This window comes from bacterium, assembly GCA_028821235.1.
In the GTDB taxonomy this organism is placed as follows: domain Bacteria; phylum Actinomycetota; class Acidimicrobiia; order Spongiisociales; family Spongiisociaceae; genus Spongiisocius.
Map to the genome: position 1 here is coordinate 2,912 of JAPPGV010000095.1, position 2,484 is coordinate 5,395.

The following is a 2,484-nucleotide window of genomic DNA, read 5'->3' on the forward strand; positions in this document are numbered from 1 at the left end:
CAAAAGTCGGCGACTGGAAGAAGTTCCGCCGCGAGATGTCCTTCGCCAAGCCCTAGCGCCGACACCCAACCCCCACCGCCCCGAACCTCAGGATCAGAACGTCACCCGCGGTGCTGTACGCCTCAAGTTCGTGAACCGCAGCATTCTCGAGGCAGAGAGCGTCACCGGCGGCGCCGTGAACCTCAGGATCAGAACGCCACCCACGGCGCCCTACGCCTCAAGTTCGCAAACCCCAACATTCTCGAGGCAGACAACGTCACCCACGGTGCCCTGATCCTCAGGATCAGAACGCCACCCACGGCGCCCTACGCCTCAAGTTCGCAAACCCCAACATTCTCGAGGCAGACAACGTCACCCACGGTGCCCTGTGCATCAAGAACCAAGAGTCCCCGCAAAACCCGCGAAACCAGCGCTCCGCACCGGGTGGTGCGCCGCGGACGGGACGAACGGGAACGTCTCCGTCCCGTATCGAAGGATTGAGCTCAACCCCTATGATCGTTGGTTCAGGTTCGCCTCCATACGAGGCGGACACCAAGAAGTCAACCGACCCGGCCGTGGTCAAGGACATAGCAGCCCGGATCAAGGGCGTCGCAGAGGCCGTCCGCGCAGACCGCAATAGTCGGCCAACGAGGGGTTGTACCCACCCTCCTAAACCGCCTCGGCGCCCACCCGGCCCGCCAACCTAAGGCTCAGAACGCGACCCACCGTGTTATGAACCTAAGGTTCGGAACGTCGCCCACCCCGCCCACGAACCTGAGGATCAGGACGTCATGGGCGGTGCCCTGTTCCTGAGGATCAGAACGTCACATATGACGCCCTGTGCATCAAGAACCGACATTCCGGGCAAAGCTCGCGAAAAACCGGTGCTCCGCAACCGGGCCCCGCCCTCATGCGGCGACCAGCCGAATCAGAGGCTACGGAGTGGGAATTGTCAGAACAACCCGGACACCTTGCACATGCCGAGGTCGCATGCTGACCAGGCGACCTGAGCCCCCACAGGCCGCGTAGGCCAGGTTTCCTGATTCCAGCAGCAGGTTGGCGCCGGTCTCGGTGTAGTCGCGGACCATTGTCAGTCCAAGACCCCGGTTCGGGTCCTGCGCCGACATTGAAGAAACGTTTCCTCCGAATGCCGATATCAGAGCCGATGCCTCGTCAATACCCGGATACTGCTGCTGGATACTTGCGTGGATCCCTCTCCCCCCGTCCCTCACCTCGATGACGAACTCTTCGTCTCCTATCATCCCGGCCCGGCATACCCCATCGTCTTGGCCAGAGTGGTAGAGAACATTCTCCGCCAACTCGCGCACCATCATCGCTAATCGGCGGTGGTCCCGTACGTGGTGGTCCCTAGCCGCATCCTGAACTTTCAGCACCACATCGTTTATGTCGGCAGCGGAAAACGTCGACTTCAACACCGCAACCCACTCCTTATCAGGCCGGGATCCGCGCAGCGGTGACAAGTAGGTTCAGCAGACTGTCGAGTTGCGATAGGTTCTTGGCCGTGAGACGGGCGTCAGCTTGGCTATCGGGGAAGAACCCCTGCCAGTAGCTCTGATCGCCTCCCTTGGTACCGACCGCAAACGCCAGCGAAGGGCGGAACCCACCCGTGCCGGCCGCTGCGACCGCCATCACATAGCACGGCAACCCGGGCAGCGGGTCATGCGAGATCGTGGTCGGTGTCAGCTGCTCCCACTCGAAGCGGCTCATGGCTCGGTAATCCTTCAGCCAGACGATCGCTTGTGCCTTGGCTTCCTCGGCTGTGGTGTTCACGTTCATGATCGTACCGGCTCATAACGTGACAAACGGTGCGGTGAACCTCAGGCTCAGGGCGTCATATACGGTGCGGTGTTCCTGAGGATCAGAACGTCATGGACGGCGCCCAGGGCATCAGGTTCGAGAGCCACCATGAACCTGAGGATCAGGGCGTCATATACGGTGCGGTGTTCCTGAGGATCAGGACATCATGGATGGTGTGGTGTTCCTGAGGATCAGAACGTCATGACGGCGCCCAGGGCATCAGGTTCGAGAGCCACCATGAACCTGAGGATCAGGGCGTCATATACGGTGCGGTGTTCCTGAGGATCAGAACGTCATGGACGGCGCCCTGTGCGTCAGGTTCGAGAGCCACCATGAACCTGAGGATCAGGGCGTCATATACGGTGTGGTGTTCCTGAGGATCAGAACGTCATGGACGGCGCCCTGTGCGTCAGGTTCGAGAGCCACCATGAACCTGAGGATCAGGGCGTCATATTTGGTGCCCTGTGCATCAAGAACAGAGACCCCGGGGCAAAACTCGCGAAAAACCGGTGCTCCGCACCGGGCCCTCCCCCGCCACCACCTGTCCTTGGCTTGGAGCGTGGTCGGCCATGCCCGGCTGGATGCCGGGTGACATGACGGTTCGCTCCACGAAGCCTTGTTTGTTCCCTCCGGGCCGGCCGGACCGATCGATGTAAGCCTTCAGGCCGGTGTAGGTGCTTGGCGACA

The 2,484-nt window shown here is 61.3% G+C and carries 2 protein-coding genes; both read right to left on the bottom strand.

The features are described from left to right. Positions 1–914 precede the first annotated feature (914 nt). Positions 915–1,415, bottom strand: coding sequence for an ATP-binding protein (locus OXK16_11005; protein ID MDE0376477.1), 501 nt, complete (start codon positions 1,413–1,415; stop codon positions 915–917). 16 nt (positions 1,416–1,431) lie between these two features. Beyond that, entirely contained in the window at positions 1,432–1,770 is a 339-nt protein-coding gene (locus tag OXK16_11010) for a hypothetical protein (protein MDE0376478.1), read from the bottom strand. Positions 1,771–2,484: the final 714 nt, after the last annotated feature.